General features: G+C 71.3%; 14 protein-coding genes. 5 read left to right on the top strand and 9 right to left on the bottom strand.

Annotated features, from left to right (window positions below; all coding sequences use genetic code 11):
• Positions 1 to 81: 81 nt before the first annotated feature.
• Positions 82 to 945: a hypothetical protein gene (locus tag C3488_RS06510; protein WP_103838350.1), complete on the bottom strand. Its 864-nt coding sequence runs from the start codon at positions 943 to 945 to the stop codon at positions 82 to 84.
• A gap of 340 nt (positions 946 to 1,285) precedes the next feature.
• Here C3488_RS06510 and C3488_RS06505 point away from each other — a divergent pair, with 340 nt between their 5' ends.
• Positions 1,286 to 2,986, top strand: coding sequence for a chitinase (locus C3488_RS06505; protein ID WP_103838349.1), 1,701 nt, complete (start codon positions 1,286 to 1,288; stop codon positions 2,984 to 2,986).
• 80 nt (positions 2,987 to 3,066) lie between these two features.
• Here C3488_RS06505 and argG read toward each other — a convergent pair whose 3' ends face one another.
• Both argG and C3488_RS06495 read right to left on the bottom strand, forming a co-directional pair.
• Positions 3,067 to 4,521, bottom strand: a complete 1,455-nt coding sequence (argG, locus tag C3488_RS06500) for an argininosuccinate synthase (protein WP_103838348.1) — start codon at positions 4,519 to 4,521, stop codon at positions 3,067 to 3,069.
• A gap of 78 nt (positions 4,522 to 4,599) precedes the next feature.
• A complete protein-coding gene (locus C3488_RS06495; RefSeq protein WP_103838347.1) occupies positions 4,600 to 5,535 on the bottom strand; it encodes an EamA family transporter in 936 nt (311 codons plus the stop codon).
• A gap of 94 nt (positions 5,536 to 5,629) precedes the next feature.
• On the opposite strand from C3488_RS06495, the gene C3488_RS06490 reads away from it, so the two are divergent.
• Positions 5,630 to 6,517 (top strand): LysR family transcriptional regulator, encoded by an 888-nt coding sequence (locus C3488_RS06490; RefSeq protein WP_103838346.1) that lies wholly within the window; start codon positions 5,630 to 5,632, stop codon positions 6,515 to 6,517.
• Between the two features lies 1 nt (position 6,518).
• Here the strand turns inward: C3488_RS06490 and C3488_RS06485 are convergent, their stop codons facing one another.
• From C3488_RS06485 to C3488_RS06460, 6 genes are all read right to left on the bottom strand, one after another.
• On the bottom strand, positions 6,519 to 6,758 hold the full coding sequence (locus C3488_RS06485; protein WP_258053311.1) for a hypothetical protein: 240 nt from the start codon (positions 6,756 to 6,758) through the stop codon (positions 6,519 to 6,521).
• A gap of 290 nt (positions 6,759 to 7,048) precedes the next feature.
• Positions 7,049 to 7,663, bottom strand: a complete 615-nt coding sequence (locus tag C3488_RS06480; RefSeq protein ID WP_103838345.1) for a hypothetical protein — start codon at positions 7,661 to 7,663, stop codon at positions 7,049 to 7,051.
• 131 nt (positions 7,664 to 7,794) lie between these two features.
• Positions 7,795 to 9,276, bottom strand: coding sequence for a GntP family permease (locus C3488_RS06475; protein ID WP_103838440.1), 1,482 nt, complete (start codon positions 9,274 to 9,276; stop codon positions 7,795 to 7,797).
• A 145-nt stretch (positions 9,277 to 9,421) separates the two neighbouring features.
• The gene (locus C3488_RS06470) at positions 9,422 to 9,832 is read right to left on the bottom strand and encodes a RidA family protein (protein ID WP_103838344.1); all 411 of its coding nucleotides are present in this window, start codon (positions 9,830 to 9,832) and stop codon (positions 9,422 to 9,424) included.
• A complete protein-coding gene (locus tag C3488_RS06465) occupies positions 9,829 to 10,590 on the bottom strand; it encodes an IclR family transcriptional regulator (RefSeq protein WP_103838343.1) in 762 nt (253 codons plus the stop codon). Before C3488_RS06465 ends, C3488_RS06470 begins: the two co-directional genes overlap by 4 nt.
• Complete coding sequence (locus tag C3488_RS06460) at positions 10,587 to 11,660, bottom strand: sugar kinase (protein WP_103838342.1); 1,074 nt, start codon at positions 11,658 to 11,660, stop codon at positions 10,587 to 10,589. Before C3488_RS06460 ends, C3488_RS06465 begins: the two co-directional genes overlap by 4 nt.
• A 138-nt stretch (positions 11,661 to 11,798) precedes the next feature.
• Here C3488_RS06460 and C3488_RS06455 point away from each other — a divergent pair, with 138 nt between their 5' ends.
• From C3488_RS06455 to C3488_RS06445, 3 genes are all read left to right on the top strand, one after another.
• Positions 11,799 to 13,064: an amino acid deaminase gene (locus tag C3488_RS06455; RefSeq protein WP_103838341.1), complete on the top strand. Its 1,266-nt coding sequence runs from the start codon at positions 11,799 to 11,801 to the stop codon at positions 13,062 to 13,064.
• A 121-nt stretch (positions 13,065 to 13,185) separates the two neighbouring features.
• Positions 13,186 to 14,820: an amidohydrolase family protein gene (locus tag C3488_RS06450; protein ID WP_103838439.1), complete on the top strand. Its 1,635-nt coding sequence runs from the start codon at positions 13,186 to 13,188 to the stop codon at positions 14,818 to 14,820.
• 180 nt (positions 14,821 to 15,000) lie between these two features.
• Positions 15,001 to 15,723 (top strand): hypothetical protein (locus C3488_RS06445; protein ID WP_146067835.1); only part of this gene is annotated, 723 nt, incomplete at its 3' end.

Raw genomic sequence — 15,723 nt, 5'->3', positions numbered from 1 at the left:
CGATCGGGACGGGAAACGGCGGGTCGGGCGGTCGAGCGGTCGAACGTTGTGCGAGACGTACTGCGGACCAACGCCTGCGGGTTACGTCCCGCCGCGGGGCAGGGCGGCGCGGACGGTCGTGGCCGGTGGCTGTTCGGGGGGCGGCGGGAGAGGAGCGGCGCAGAACCCGCAGCGGTCGCCGATGAGTTCCAGTCCGCACCAGTGGCATGTCTCGCGCCGTACGGACGACACGAGCTGGTAGAGCACGGACACGTCGTGCAGGCCGGCTGCGAACTCGACGAGCCGGTTCGTGCCCCACCAGCGGGCCGAGTCCTGCGGCAGCGGCACGGTCCCGACGCCCTGGACCCGCCAGGCGGGGGCGAGGGAGGCGGTGACCCAGTCGGAGGGCGGCTGCCCGGCGGCGACGAGCATCCGGGTGCCGAACTCGGGGCCGGGTAACTCCTCCTGCCCGACACGTACGAGCCGGGGGTGGGGGCCGGCGAGTACGGCGAACTGGGCGCCCGGCACCCATGACTTGGCGTGGGACGTGAGCGGGACGGGGACGCGGTCCAGCTTGGCGACCGAGCCGAGGAGGGCACCGGCGTAGATGTAGTGGGCCAGCAGGCGCGCGGAGGACGCGAGGACGCCGGGGCTGAAGTCGCAGACCGACAGCTGGCGCAACTGCTGGGCGAGGAGCGCGAGTGCGAGCGGGGGCAGGTCGATGCCGAGCAGCGCGACGCGGTCGCTCTCCAGGACGGAGCGGACGGTGCGCAGCCGCTGCACGGCCGGGTCGTCGCCGGAGGCCGGGTGCAGGGCGATGACGTAGCCGTGCTGCTCGATCAGCGCGTGCATACCGGTCAGGGACGCCTCCAGCGTGGGCTGGGGCTGGACGGCGGCGGACGGCGTCTGCCGGTCGAGCGGTGGGAGCACCAGGTCGGGACTGGTGACGGCTATCGCGGTCGGCACGGCTGCTCACCACCCCGTTCACTGCGGCGGGGTGGTCAACCACCGCCTCAGATGGCCCCTGTGACGTCCTGTTGCGTCGTCCTGCAACAGCACCATATCCACGGCATGCCCCGCTCAACACAGAATCGAGAAGATCATCTCACCGAAGGTGGGGACATGATCCACACAGAGTAGGGGCATATGCCCCAACTCCGGACGTCCCCAGGACGGTTGAAGGTGCACGAACCCTTGACACCGGGATTGGTCTGGACCAAATTCTTGGAGCATCAGGCGGTGGCCACCGTTCCGCAATGCCCTCCTGCGCTTTCCTCCCTTTCCTCTCCCCACATCGGAGGCCGAAGTGGACCGCCTACCAGCCCTGCCCCGCCGCAGAAGGACCCTCGCCGGGGCCGCCGTGGCCGCGCTCGCCCTCTCCCTGCTGGGCGCCGGCCACGCGGCCGCGGCGGACGTGAACAACGCGAAGAACGCCGGCTTCGAGTCGGGCCTCGCCGACTGGACCTGCTCGGCGGGCAGCGGCACGACGGTGTCCTCCCCGGTGCACGGCGGCACGGCCGCCCTGAAGGCGACGCCCGCGGGCCAGGACTACGCGCAGTGCGCCCAGACGGTCGCGGTGAAGCCGAACTCGACGTACACGCTGAGCGCATGGGTACAGGGCGGGTACACCTATCTCGGCGCCACGGGGACGGGTACGACGGACGTGTCGACGTGGACGCCGGACTCGGCGAGCTGGAAGCAGCTGTCCACGACGTTCACGACGGGCGCCTCGACGACGTCGGTGACGGTGTACCTGAACGGCTGGTACGGCCAGGCGGCCTACTACGCGGACGACGTGTCGGTGTACGGCCCGGACGGCGGCGGGGGCGGCGACCCCTCCCCCACGGTCCCGTCATCCCCCACGGGCCTGGCGGTCTCCGGCACGACGTCCTCTTCCGTGTCCCTGTCCTGGAACGCGGTGACGGGCGCGACGGGCTACACCGTGTACCGCGGCGGCACGAAGGTGACGTCGGCGACCAGCACGTCCGCGACGGTGACGGGCCTGTCCCCCTCGACGTCGTACTCCTTCCAGGTGACGGCGACGAACGCGGCGGGCGAGTCGGCCAAGTCGGCGGCGGTGACGGCCACGACGGCGCCGTCCGGCGGCGGGGGCGGCACCGGGCTGCCGAAGCACGCGGTGACGGGCTACTGGCAGAACTTCGACAACGGCGCCACGGTGCAGCGGATCTCGGACGTGCCGTCGCAGTACGACATCATCGCGGTGGCGTTCGCGGACGCGACGAGCACGCCGGGAGCGGTGGGCTTCACCCTCGACTCGGCCGGCCTGGGCGGCTACACGGTGGACCGGTTCAAGGCGGACATCGCCGCGAAGAAGGCCGCGGGCAAGAAGGTGGTCGTCTCGGTCGGCGGCCAGAACGGCACAGTGTCGGTCGACGACGCGACGTCGGCGGCGAACTTCGCGAACTCGGTGTACGCGCTGATGCAGACGTACGGCTTCGACGGGGTGGACATCGACCTGGAGAACGGCCTGAACGCGACCTACATGTCACAGGCGCTCAGGCAACTGTCGTCGAAGGCGGGATCATCGCTCGTGATCACGATGGCCCCGCAGACGATCGACATGCAGTCGACGTCGAACGCCTACTTCCAGACCGCGCTGAACGTGAAGGACATCCTGACGGTCGTCAACACCCAGTACTACAACAGCGGTTCCATGCTGGGCTGTGACGGCAAGGTGTACTCACAGGGCTCGGTGGACTTCCTGACGGCCCTGGCCTGCATCCAGCTCCAGGGCGGCCTGTCCCCGTCCCAGGTGGGCCTCGGCGTCCCCGCCTCGACGAGCGCGGCGGGCAGCGGCTACGTGTCGCCCTCCGTGGTGAACAACGCCCTGGACTGCCTGTCGAAGGGAACGAACTGCGGCACGTTCAAGCCGTCGAGGACGTACCCGGACCTCCGGGGCGCCATGACGTGGTCGACGAACTGGGACGCGGCGTCCGGGAACGCGTGGTCCGCCTCGGTGGGCCCTCACGTGCACGCGCTGCCGTAGGCAGGGGCTGACCGCGGCGCACGGCCCGCCCCTCCGGTGGAGGCGGCGGGCCGTGCGCTCGAGGACAGGGTCGTCGGGTCTCAGTCGGTACCCGACTCGATCGCGGCGTGGTCGAGCAGTTCGGCCTCGCCGGCGGTGCCCTCTCCCCGGGACGCGATCGTCTCCGCGCCACCTTCGGGCATCGCGCCGATCAGGCCGGTCGAGGCCGCCTGGGCGGCGCCGATGAGCGCCGGGTCCGGGCTGCCGCCGACCATGCCGAGCCGGGCGTACTGCTCCAGCTTGGCGCGGGAGTCGGCGATGTCGAGGTTGCGCATCGTGAGCTGGCCGATCCGGTCGACCGGGCCGAAGGCGGAGTCCTCGGTCCGCTCCATGGAGAGCTTGTCCGGGTGGTAGCTGAACGCCGGTCCGGTCGTGTCGAGGATGGAGTAGTCGTCGCCGCGCCGCAGCCGCAGCGTGACCTCTCCGGTGACCGCCGTCCCCACCCAGCGCTGCAGCGACTCGCGCAGCATCAGCGCCTGCGGGTCCAGCCAGCGGCCCTCGTACAGCAGCCGGCCGAGGCGGCGGCCCTCGGTGTGGTAGCTGGCGAGCGTGTCCTCGTTGTGGATGGCGTTGACCAGCCGCTCGTACGCCGCGTACAGCAGCGCCATGCCCGGTGCTTCGTAGATGCCCCGGCTCTTGGCCTCGATGATCCGGTTCTCGATCTGGTCGCACATGCCCAGGCCGTGCCGGCCGCCGATCGCGTTGGCCTCCAGGACCAGGTCCACCGGGGAGGCGAACTCCTTGCCGTTGATGGTGACCGGCCGGCCCCGCTCGAAGCCGATGGTGACGTCCTCGGGGGTCACCTCGACCTCCGGGTCCCAGAACCGCACGCCCATGATGGGCTGGACGATCTCGATGCCCGTGTCGAGGTGCTCCAGGGACTTCGCCTCGTGCGTCGCGCCCCAGATGTTGGCGTCGGTCGAGTACGCCTTCTCGGCGCTGTGCCGGTAGGGCAGGTCCCGCTCCAGCAGCCACTCGGACATCTCCTGCCGGCCGCCGAGCTCGCTGACGAAGTCGGCGTCCAGCCACGGCTTGTAGATGCGCAGGGAGGGGTTGGCGAGCAGACCGTAGCGGTAGAACCGCTCGATGTCGTTGCCCTTGAAGGTGGAGCCGTCACCCCAGATCTGCACGTCGTCCTCGAGCATCGCGCGCACCAGCAGGGTGCCCGTGACGGCCCGGCCGAGCGGCGTGGTGTTGAAGTAGACGCGGCCACCGGAGCGGATGTGGAAGGCGCCGCACGCCAGGGCCGCGAGTCCTTCCTCCACGAGCGCGGAGCGGCAGTCCACGATCCGGGCGACCTCGGCGCCGTAGGCCGTGGCACGCCCGGGCACGGAGGCGATGTCGGGCTCGTCGTACTGGCCGAGGTCGGCGGTGTAGGCGCAGGGCACGGCGCCCTTCTCGCGCATCCACGCGACCGCGACAGAGGTGTCGAGGCCGCCTGAGAAGGCGATCCCGACTCGTTCACCGACAGGCAGGGAAGTCAGCACCTTGGACACGAGGCCAAGTGTATGCACACCTTCGCATGATTATGCAACCCCCGAGCCCCGACGCTCTCCTCCGTGTCGCAGAGACGGTCACCGGGCGGGTCGCGTCCGGGACGGAGTGATCTGCCCGGCGAGCAGCGCGGCCAGGGCGAGGACGAACCCCGTCAGCTGGAGGCCGGTGAAGGACTCGCGGAGCAGGAGTACGCCGAGGGCGGCGGCGACGAGCGGGGAGAGCAGCCCGAGCAGGGCGGTCGCGGTGACGGGCAGAGTGCCTATCCCGCGGAACCACAGGGTGTAGGCGAGCAGACCGCCGACGAGGCCGAGCCACAGGTAGCCGGCCACCGCCGGAGCGCCGATCCGGTCCGGGACGCCCTCCACGAGCAGCGCGGCGGGCAGCAGCACGACCCCGCCCGCGGTGAGCTGCCAGCCCGCGAACGTCATGGCACCCACACCCGCGGGACGTCCCCAGCGTTTGGTGAGGGTGACACCGAGCGCCATGGCCCCCGCGCCGGCCAGCCCGGCGGCGATGCCGAGCGGGTCGAGCGCGGCCGTCGGGCCGATGACGACGAGTCCGACGCCGACCACGCCGATGACGCCCCAGGCCAGACGCCACACGGAAGGACGCTCGCGGAGAACGGGCACGGCGAGGAGGGCGACGACGATCGGCTGGGCCGCGCCCAGGGTGGCCGCGACACCACCGGGAAGCCGCTCGGCGGCGAAGAACAGCAGCGGAAAGAACACGCCGATGTTGAGCGCACCGAGCACCCCCGCCCTCACCCACCACGCGCCGCGGGGCAGGGTGCGGGTCAGGGCCAGGACGAGCAGCCCGGCGGGCAGTGCCCGCATGAGCCCGGCGAACAGCGGATGCCCCTCGGGCAGCAACCGGGCCGTGACGCTGTACGTCGTGCCCCACACCGCGGGCGCGATCGCCGTGGCGAACGTCGAGGCCGCCCGGCCCGCCGGGACGGCAGGGGCAGCAGGGGCAGCAGGGGCAGCAGGGGCGGCGGCCGTGGCGGCCGTGTGCATGCTTGTCGTAGTCACCTCATCACTGTCGGCCCTCAGCTGTCGATGAATCCAACACATGCTTGTCATGGCATCCATCTGTGCGGAAGATCGATGGGTGGATCTGCAGCAGATGCGGTACGTCCTCGCGGTGGCCGAGACCGGCAGCTTCACGCGGGCCGCCGAGCGGTGCTTCGTCGTCCAGTCGGCGCTCAGCCACCGGATCGCCAACCTGGAGCGCGAACTGGGCCTCAAGCTGTTCGCACGCACCAGCCGCCGGGTGCGGCTCACCGCGGCGGGGGAGGCATTTCTGCCCGCAGCCCGGCAGTGCCTGGAGGCGGCCGAGCGGGCGGGCGTGGACGCCGCGGCAGCGGTGGGCGAGGTACGCGGCCGTCTGGCCGTCGGCGTGATCCCGACCGTCGCCGCGGTCGATGTCCCGGCCGCGCTGCACCGGTTCCGCGACGAGCATCCGCGGGTACGGATCGCGCTGCGCGTCGGCTCGAGCGACGAGCTCACGGCCGAGGTGCGCGAAGGCAGACTCGACGTCGCCTTCCTGGGGTTGCCCGAGACCGACCGACCGCTCGGCGTGCGGGCGCGGGAGCTGGCCCGCGACCGTCTCGTGGCCGTCGTCGGCACCGCGCACCCGCTCGCCGCCGCCGGCGAGGTCGATCTGGCACGGTTGGCCGAGGAGACCTTCGTCGACTTTCCCGCCGGCACCCCTGGACGCGCTCAGAGCGACCAGGCCTTCACCGCCGCCGGTCTCGGCCGAGAGGTCGCCTTCGAGGTCACCGCCGCGGACCTGATGACGCGCATCGTCCGACAGGGCCTCGCGGTCGCCCTCCTGCCCACGGCGTTCACCCGCGATCTGCCGGACGTGGTCACCGTTCCGGTCACCGAGGGCCCGGTGCGGGTCGAGCACCTGGTCTGGAGCGACTTCAATCCCAGCCCAGCCGCGCTGGCGTTCGTCGGCGCCCTCGACCGCCCGGCGGACGCCCAGGTGCCGTGAGTCAGCCCATCGGGCGGTAGTGCCCCAGTACCGCCGCCAGTTCGGCGAACCACTCCCGCAACCTCTCGCGGCGTTTCGCGTCCACCCCGCACTCGAACACGCGGCCGTCGACGTGCACGACCGCCACCATCAGCACCTTCTCGTCGGGGCCGGAGCGGTAGTGGACGCTGCGGACCACCGGCCACGGGAAGTCCGCCGTCACACCGCGCATCTCGAAGGCGACACCCGACGCGTCCACCACGACGGAGTGGTGACGGTCGGCGGCCAGGAAGTCCGGTCCGGGCGGTACCTGGGGTGCCGGGGGAGCGTACGACGGGTACGGGGCGTAGGCCGGTGGCGGCGGTCCGAAGCCCGGTGGCGCGGCCGGTGGCGGCGGTCCGAAGCCCGGTGGCGCGGCCGGTGGCGACGGGTGGCCGTATACAGGAGGACCGGCCGTAGGAGGACCGGCTACAGGAGGACCGGAGACAGAAGGACCGGAGACAGAGGGATTGTGTCCAGGGGGCCCGTATCCCGGGGGACCGTATCCCACGGTCAGTCGTCGTCCTTCTCGACGGCGGCGGGTTCCTCCTCGCCGTCCTCGAAGTACGCGTCCAGCACCTCGTCGAGCCTGGTCTCCCACTCCTGGAAGCGTGCGCGGGAGTCGGCCTCGATCTCGATGGGGTACCAGCGGCGTTCCGGGGTGTGCACGGTCACCGTGAACCGCTTCCCGAAACGCGCGGTCTCCGTCTCCACCGCGCCGATCTCGTCCCAGCGGAACTCGCACTCCTGGTCGTCCAGGCGGAGCCGTACACCACTGCGATCGGCGACGATCCGGGCGCGGCGGTCGGCGGCCTCGAACACCGGGCCGTCAGAAGCCTCTTGCCCCTCTGCGGGGGTCTCCCCGGCAGGGGCCTCCTGCTCCGGTTCCGCGGCGGCGGCCTCCGTCTCCGGAACCACGTCCTCCGGCTCTACGGAGTCGTTCGGCTCCACGGAGTCGTCCGGTTCGACGGAGTCCTTCCGGTCCACGGCCACGGGTGAGGTGAGCCCGGGGATGAAGGCCGGGTCGACCCCGGCGCCGTCCAGGGGCTGGCTGCTCGAACCAATGCGCTGCTCCACAGCGGGCAGTATGGTCGAAGATCCTGTGCCGGACACAGTCGGCCCCGGCATCGTTATACGAATCCAGCCCGATGTCTTACGTCTTGGGTGTCTTACGACCGGCCCTCACGTCGGCACCGGACGGCTGGGGCGTCTCGCTTGGATCACGCCGGGCTCGCGGGGCCTGATCCAAACGAAAGACCCTAGACGAAGAGGCTCACCACCGCCGCGACCGCGAACCCGGCCACCGACAGCACGCTCTCCAGCACGGTCCACGTCCGAAGCGTGTCCCGTTCGCTGATCCCGAAGTACTTGGCGACCATCCAGAAGCCGCCGTCGTTGACGTGCGAGGCGAAGATCGAGCCGGCCGAGACGGCCATGATGACCAAAGCCGTGAACGCCTGCGAGTGGTGGCCCTCCGTCAGCAGCGGGGCGACGATGCCCGCCGTGGTGACGATCGCGACCGTCGCCGAGCCCTGGGCCACGCGCAGGACCAGGGAGATCAGGTACGCCAGCACGATCACCGGCAGGCCCACGTCGTGGAACGTGTCGGAGAGCGCCTGCGCCACCCCGCTGCCCTTGAGGACCGCGCCGAAGACCCCGCCCGCGCCGACCACCAGCAGGATGTTGCCGACCGGCTTGAGCGAGGCAGTGGACACCGTCTCCAGCGACTTGCGGGACCAGCCACGGCGGATGCCCAGCAGGTAGTACGCCAGCAGCAGCGCGATCGTCAGCGCCACGAAGGGGTGGCCGAAGAACTCGATGACCGAGCGGGACGTCGAGGGGTCGAAGGCGATCGAGGAGAAGGTGGCCAGGAGGATCAGGACCAGAGGCGTCCCGATGATCGTGAACACGATGGAGAGCGGCACGGGCTTCTCCGGCGGCGTCACGCCTGCCGCCCGCTGCTCCCGCTCGAGCGCCGCCTTGGCCTCCTCGGCCGCCTCGACCATGTCCTGCGGTACGGGGACGAAGATCCGCCTGCCGATCCACGCGGACCACGCCCACGCGGCCAGTACGGCCGGGATGCCGCAGACGACGCCCATCAGGATGACCATGCCGAGGTCGACCTTGAGCAGACCGGCCGCGGCGACCGGGCCCGGGTGCGGCGGCAGGAACGCGTGGGTCATGGACAGGCCCGCGAGCAGCGGCAGGCAGTAGAGCAGGATCGACTTGCCGCCCCGCTTCGCCGCCGCGTACACGATCGGCGCGAGGACGAAGATGCCGACGTCGAAGAAGACGGGGATGCCGAAGATCAGGCCGGTCAGGCCCATGGCCAGCGGGGCGCGCCGCTCGCCGAACAGGCCCAGCAGCCTGGACGCCAGCACCTCGGCGCCGCCGGAGACCTCGAGGACCGCACCGAGCATCGTGCCGAGCCCGATGATGACGGCGACGTGGCCGAGGGTGCCGCCCATGCCGGACTCGATGAGGGAGACGGCGTCGGAGCGCTGGACCGTGCCGAAGAGTTCGGTGACCGACAGGCCGGCGCCGAGGCCGACGGCTATGGAGACCGCGAGCAGCGCCACGAAGGGCTGGAGTCTGACCTTGATGATCAGGACGAGCAGCAGCACGATGCCGAGCGCGGCGACGGTGAGCAGCCCGGCGGTGCCGTGGACGAGGGCGAGCAGGCCGCCGGTGTGGGGTGCGGGCGGTGGCGTGGGGGACGCCGCGAGCGAGGAGAGGGACATGAGCATGACAGGTGGTCCTCTTGCTTCTCGTAAATCCATGGGGTTCGGGGCATGGGTGATCGCGGCGCGGCGTCCCAGGGGTGTTCGGTCGACGCGCCGTGACGGCGTACGGAGTGTGCGGGAGTGAGCGGGAGCCGACGGGGCGTCAGCCGAGGACGGCCAGCGCGTCGATCTCGATCAGCAGTCCGGCCGGGAGGCCCACGTAGACGGTGGTCCGGGCGGCGGGCGGCTGGGTGAGGCCCTGCTCCTCGAAGTAGGAGTTGTAGATCTCGTTCATCTCGGCGAAGTGGTCCACGTCCGTCAGATAGACGCGGATCATCATCACGTCGTCCCAAGTGGCGCCGCCCTCCTCGAGGATCGCCTTGACGTTGGCGAGGGTCTGGAGGGTCTGCTCGCGCAGGGTGGGACCCGCGGGCGTGGGCGGCTTGCCCTCCTCGGCGGGCAGGAAGCCGACCTGGCCGGCGACCTGGAGGATGTTGCCCTTCTTCACGCCGTGCGAGAACTTCGCGGGCGGGGTGGTGTGGGTCTTCGGGGTGAGGGCGATCTTGTCCGTCATTCGGGGTCCCTTACTGGTGTTCTGCCGGAATACTCGCCGCTGATCGCGTCCGCGGTACGGCGCACCTGCGGGAGCAGGGTGAGGAGTTCCTCGGCGGTGACGACGACGTTCGGCGCGGACACCGACATGGCGGCGACCACCCGTCCGTCGGCGCCGCGGACGGGGGCGGCGATGCAGTTGATGGACTCCTCGTGGCCGCCGAGGTCGGTGGCCCAGCCCTGTTCGCGCACCTGTTCCAACTCGCGCAGGAACGCTGCGGCGTTGGGGGTGGAACGGGCCGTGTAGGGGGGGTAGTCGAGCTTCTCCGCGAGGGCGCGGCGCTCGGCCTCGGGCAGGTCGGCGAGGAGCAGCTTGGCGACGGCGGCGACGGTGATGGCAACCGGCTTGCCGATCCGGGAGTACATGCGGACCGGATAGCGGCTGTCCACCTTGTCGATGTAGAGCACCTCGTTCTCCTCGTAGACGGCGAGGTGCACGGTGTGACCGCACTCCTCGTTGAGGCGCACGAGGTGGGGGTGGGCGATCTCGCGGATGTCGAGGTTCTCCATCGCCTCCTGGGCGAGGGCGAAGAGACGCGCGCCGAGGCGGTAGCGCTGGTCGGACTGGCGGTAGACCAGACCGTGCTCGTCGAGGGTGCGCAGCAGGCGGAGCGCGGTGGACTTGTGCACGCCGAGCCGGTCGGCGACCCGCCCGAGATCGGCGGGTCCCTCGGCGAGCAGCGGCAGGATGCTCAGCGCCCGGTCGACGGTCTGGCTCATGGGGTGGGTACCTCCTCCTCGGCCCGGGGGGCGGCTTCGGTCCAGCCAGGGCCGAGTCGAAGTGTCCCCCACGCGGTGTCGTCGAGGGCGGCCAGGCGGTCGGCGTGGTCGCGGGCGGGGGGCGTGGCGAGGTCGCCGGGGACGGTGAGCGCGGCGGCGGCCATCAGATGACCGTGGCGCAGCCGGTCCCGGACGGGCAGCCCACGCAGGGTTCCCGAGAGGAAACCGGCGGCGAAGGCGTCCCCGGCGCCGACGGCCGCCACGACGTCGACGTTCGGCGCGGGCACGAAGGTGGCGGTGCCCGGGGCGTCCTCGGCCGGGACGTCGGTGCCCTTGTCGAGCGCCGTCGCCCCGCCCCGGCCCTGCTTGACGACGACGATCTCCGGTTCGGGCAGCGCCTCGCGGACGGCCCGGGCGCCGTGCAGTCCCCACGCCTCACGCGCCTCGTCGTCACCCACGAACACGATGTCCGCGCCCCGCGCCAGTTCCAGCAGCACCCGTGCTCCCGCCGCGTCGCGCCACAGCCCGGGACGGTGGTTGACGTCGAAGGAGACCAGCGGGCGGCCGGGGCGGGGTGCGGTCAGCTCGCGCAGCAGGTCCAGGCAGGGCCCGGACAGCGCGGCCGTGATCCCGGACAGGTGCAGCACGCGGCCGGCGCGCACGGCGTCCAGGTCGACGGTGTCCACCGCCATCGCGGAGGCCGCCGAGCCCGCCCGGTAGTACGCCACCTCGTGGGCGTCGGTGGCCCGGTCCCCGGCCGTGCGGAAGTAGACGCCGGTGGGCCGCGCCGGGTCCCGCCGTACGAACGACACGTCGACGCCGTACGCCCCGATCGTCTCCACGAGGTGGTCGCCGAAGCCGTCCGCGCCGACCCGGCTCACCCAGCGCGCCGAGTGCCCGGCGGCCGCGAGCACGCAGGCCACGTTGGACTCGGCGCCGCCGATGGCGCGCTCGAAGGACGGAACGTCGGCGAGCCGCCCCGGCACCGTGGGCAGGAACGTGACCATGGACTCGCCGAGCGCGACGACGTCCACGACGTCGTGGGCCTTGCGCGATCCGTCGGTGGTCACGATGGTCGGAGCTCCTTTGTGGGGGTGCGGGTTCGGTCGGCGTCCGTTGACCCCGCGTCGGCCGAGATGTTAGACAGCCGTAAGCGACATACGCAATGCTCGTTGCACATACTGCAACGGCACAGATCAGGAGGCTCCATGGGCATCGAGGCGCTCGACCGCCTGGCCGATGAACGCGTCGACCACCGCTTCAAGGGCCTCCCTCCAAACGCCGAGGGCCTGACCGTCGGCGAGCTGGCCGCCCAGCGCCGCAATCTGTTCACCGGCGGATTCACGACACCCGTGCTGGCCCTCTCCGCGGAGCGCCTGGAGCACAACCTGACGCTCATGGAGACGTACGCGGTCCGTCACGGCCTCGCCTTCGCCCCGCACGGCAAGACGTCGATGGCTCCGCAGCTCTTCCACCGCCAGATCGAGCACGGCGCGTGGGGCATCACGCTCGCGGTCCCCCACCAGGTGCGCGTGGCACGGGAGTTCGGGATCCAGCGGGTGTTCCTCGCCAACGAACTCGTCGACCCCGCGGCCCTGCGCTGGGTCGCCGACCAACTCGCCGCGGACGCCGACTTCCGGTTCGTCTGTTACGTCGACTCGGTACGCGGCGTCGAACTCATGGACGCGGCCCTGACCGGAACCGCCCGCCCGGTGGACGTGGTCGTGGAGCTCGCGGCCGGCGAGGGCGCCCGCACCGGCGTGCGGACGGAGGCGGAGTGCGCGGCGGTCGCGGACGCGGTGGCCGCCACCACGACGCTGCGGCTGGTGGGGGTCGCCGGATACGAGGGCGAGGTGCCGCAGCCGGACCCGGACCGGGTGCGCGCGTGGCTGCGCCGGCTGGTCGCCCTGGCGGTCGACCTCGACATGGCCGGGCGCTTCGCCGGATGCGACGAGATCGTGGTGAGCGCGGGCGGCAGCGCCTGGTTCGACGCGGTCGCGGAGGTCTTCACGGAGATCCCCGAACTCTCCTCGACCGTCCTGAAGCTGCTCCGCTCCGGCGCCTACGTCTCGCACGACGACGGCCACTACCGCAGGATCACCCCGTTCACCAGGATCCCGCAGGAGGGCGCGCTGGAGCCGGCGTTCCGGCTGTGGGCGCAGGTGGTGTCCCGGCCCTCCCCCGAGCAGGCCTTCGTCAACGCGGGCAAGCGGGACGCGGCCTACGACCTGGACCTGCCCTTCGCCCAGGTGGTGCGCCGGGACGGCGAGGAGCGGCCGGCCACCGGCGTCTCGGTGACCGCCCTGTCCGACCAGCACGCCTGGCTGCGCACCACGCCGGAGGCGGACGTGGAGGTCGGCGACTGGATCGGCCTCGGCCTGTCGCACCCGTGCACGTCGTTCGACAAATGGCAGCTGATCCCGGTGGCGGAGGCGGACGGCACGGTCGTGGACTACGTCCGCACGTTCTTCTAGGCCGACCACGTCGCACGTTCTTCCAGGCCGACCGCATCGCGCTTTCTGCCAGGCCGGCCGCATCGCACGTTCTTCCAGGTCGACCACATCACACGTTCCGCCAGGAGGCCCCGTGGACGGTATGGACCCCGTGGATTTCACCGACCTCGCCGATCTCGCCATCCGGGACGCCGACGTCGTCGACGGCACCGGCGACCCCTCCTACCGCGCCGATGTGGCGATCAAGGACGGCAGGATCGTCTCGATCGTCAAGGAGGCCGCCCAGGCGGGCTGCCAGCGCCCCCGGGCCGTACGGGAGCTGGACGCCGAGGGCCTGGTGCTCTCCCCCGGCTTCATCGACATGCACGCGCACAGCGACCTCGCCCTGCTGCGCGACCCGGACCACAGCGCCAAGGCCGCGCAGGGCGTGACGCTCGAGGTCATCGGGCAGGACGGGTTGTCGTACGCCCCGGTCGACGACCGGACGCTCGAAGAGGTGCGCCGCGCCATCACCGGCTGGAACGGGTACGGCGACGACATCGACTTCACCTGGCGCTCCGTGGGCGAGTACCTGGACCGCCTGGACGAGGGCATCGCGGTCAACGCGGCCTATCTGATCCCCCAGGGCACGGTCCGGATGCTGGCCGTTGGCTGGGAGGACCGGGAGGCGACACCCGAGGAACTGGACCGGATGCGGCGGCTGGTCGCGGAGGGCATGGAACAGGGCGCGGTCGGCATGTCGTCCGGGCTCACCTACACGCCCGGCATGTACGCGAAGGACGCCGAACTCACCGAACTGTGCCGGGTGGTGGCCTCCTACGGCGGCTACTACTGCCCGCACCACCGCAGTTACGGGGCGGGCGCCCTGGAGGCGTACGAGGAGATGGTGGGCCTGGCCCGGGAGGCCGGCTGCCCGCTCCACCTCGCCCACGCCACCATGAACTTCGGCGTGAACAAGGGCCGCGCCCCCGAGCTGCTGTCCCTGCTCGACGAGGCGCTGGCGGGCGGCGCCGACATCACGCTGGACACCTACCCCTACACCCCCGGCTCCACGACGCTGGCGGCACTGCTGCCGAGCTGGGCGAGCGAGGGCGGACCGGCGGAGATCCTCGAGCGGCTCGCCGACGACACGACGGCCGAGCGGATCCGGCACCACATGGAGGTCGTCGGCGCGGACGGCTGCCACGGCGTGCCTGTCGAGTGGGACACCATCGAGATCTCGGGCGTGAGCGACCCGGCGCTCGCGTCGTACGTCGGCCGGACCGTCCAGAAGTCGGCGGACCTGCGCGGCGAGAGCCCGTGGACCCTCGCCCGCCGCCTGCTGACCGAGGACCGCCTCGGTTCGACGATCCTCCAGCACGTGGGCCACGAGGACAACGTACGGGCGATCATGCGGCACCGCGTCCACACCGGCGGCTCGGACGGCATCCTCCAGGGCGACAAGCCGCACCCGAGGGCGTACGGCACCTTCCCGCACTACCTGGGCAGGTACGTACGGGAGTTGGGGGTGCTGTCCCTGGAGGAGTGCGTGGCGCATCTGACCGGCCGCCCGGCGGCCCGCCTCCGCCTGCCGGACCGGGGCCTGGTGCGCGAGGGCTACCGCGCCGACCTGGTGCTCTTCGACCCGGCCACGGTCGCGGCGGGCTCCACCTTCGAGCGACCGCGCACGCTGCCGACGGGCATCCCGTACGTCCTGATCGACGGCCGTTTCGTGATCGAGGATGGTCGGCGGACGGACGTGATGGCGGGGCGGGCGGTTCGCAGAAGCCCAGCATGACCGCCGACCTGCGTCGCGCGTACTCCATGGCCTGACCTTGTGCCCTCCGGCTCAACACCGGCTCGCACCACAGATATCCGACCTGCCGCTCCGGCATAATCCAGCGGCAAAGTCACGCGAACGGCTGAACGCATCACGTTCGACCATCGGAGCGCGGGCAACCTCACTACGTTCCGTCACATGGTCAGCTCAGCACATGAGGCGTTGCACCAGATCTTCAGGGAGGACCCAGGCCTGTTCACCCGGGCCCTTCCGAAGGCCGGCATCGCATTCCCCGAACCCACGGCGATCCAGCTCCTGGACACCGATCTCACGGAGATCAAGCCGCTGGAACGCCGTGTGGACACCCTGGTGCGTATCGACACGGCCCACGACGGAAGCTACCTGCTCGCCGTGGAGTCGCAGGGCAGACGGGACCCCGACAAGCTCAACAGCTGGACGTACTACCTGGCCCACCTGTACGCCAAGTACGAAGTGCCGCCGATCCTGCTCGTCGTGTGCCAGGACAAGACCACCGCGTCCTGGGCAGCGGAACCCATCCGCATCGGCCCGCCGACCCACACCAGCATCGCGGTCTTCCCGCTGGTCCTGGGCCCCGACAACCTCCCCGCGATCACCGACCCGGACGAGGCGGCACGCGACCTCCCCGTCTCCGTCTTCTCCGCGCTCACCCACGCCAAGGATCCCGCCCTCCCTGCGATACTGGACGCGCTGGCGACAGCGCTCGCCAACACCGGAGGCGACACCGCAGCGGACTGGGCCGAATACACCGAGATCGGCCTGGGCGACGCCCAGACCCGCGAACTCTGGAGGCAACTGATGACCACCCGCACCAGCCGCTTCCCCGGCAGCGGAACCCTCATCGAGGAGACCCGCCTGAAAGGCAAGGCCGAGGGAAAGGCT

Source organism: Streptomyces sp. Ru72, assembly GCF_002920635.1.
GTDB lineage: Bacteria > Actinomycetota > Actinomycetes > Streptomycetales > Streptomycetaceae > Streptomyces.
Note: the sequence above shows the minus strand (reverse complement) of the source record. Positions and strands in the feature narration are given on the sequence as shown.

What these genes read in the sequence shown, in the direction of transcription:
- C3488_RS06495 (WP_103838347.1), bottom strand. Translation starts at nt 5,535, where the DNA reads ATGCACACGGCCGCCACGGCCGCCGCCCCTGCTGCCCCTGCTGCCCCT.
- C3488_RS06480 (WP_103838345.1), bottom strand. Translation starts at nt 7,663, where the DNA reads ATGCCGGGGCCGACTGTGTCCGGCACAGGATCTTCGACCATACTGCCC.
- C3488_RS06475 (WP_103838440.1), bottom strand. Translation starts at nt 9,276, where the DNA reads ATGTCCCTCTCCTCGCTCGCGGCGTCCCCCACGCCACCGCCCGCACCC.
- C3488_RS06470 (WP_103838344.1), bottom strand. Translation starts at nt 9,832, where the DNA reads ATGACGGACAAGATCGCCCTCACCCCGAAGACCCACACCACCCCGCCC.
- C3488_RS06465 (WP_103838343.1), bottom strand. Translation starts at nt 10,590, where the DNA reads ATGAGCCAGACCGTCGACCGGGCGCTGAGCATCCTGCCGCTGCTCGCC.
- C3488_RS06455 (WP_103838341.1), top strand. Translation starts at nt 11,799, where the DNA reads ATGGGCATCGAGGCGCTCGACCGCCTGGCCGATGAACGCGTCGACCAC.
- C3488_RS06450 (WP_103838439.1), top strand. Translation starts at nt 13,186, where the DNA reads ATGGACCCCGTGGATTTCACCGACCTCGCCGATCTCGCCATCCGGGAC.